General features: G+C 67.9%; 1 protein-coding gene. It reads right to left on the bottom strand.

The features are described from left to right. Window positions 1-37 precede the first annotated feature (37 nt). Window positions 38-277: rRNA adenine N-6-methyltransferase family protein (locus tag CKO35_RS17710; protein WP_274600875.1), on the bottom strand; the 240-nt coding region annotated here is incomplete at its 5' end.

Raw genomic sequence — 277 nt, 5'->3', positions numbered from 1 at the left:
GTTAGCGCCCTACCAATAAGCGCGAGCAGCTCCTATTTCAGGAGCATTCCTGCGCCAATGCGACGTACTCGCTCACTGGCACCTCCTCGGCCCGGCGCTGGGTGTCGAACGTGCCGGCAAACTGCCGCGCTTCGAGCCAGCGGCCCAGCGTGTGGCGCAACAGCTTGCGCCGCTGGCTGAAGGCCACCTGCACCAACTCCTCCAGCACGGGCATCGACAGCGCCTCGGGCGCTTCGTGCGGCACCATGCGCACCACCGCACTGTCCACGCGCGGCGG

This window comes from Ectothiorhodospira shaposhnikovii (genome assembly GCF_016584105.1).
Lineage (GTDB): Bacteria > Pseudomonadota > Gammaproteobacteria > Ectothiorhodospirales > Ectothiorhodospiraceae > Ectothiorhodospira > Ectothiorhodospira shaposhnikovii.
The sequence above is the reverse complement of the archived record's forward strand: the minus strand, read 5'-3'. Positions and strand labels throughout refer to the sequence as shown.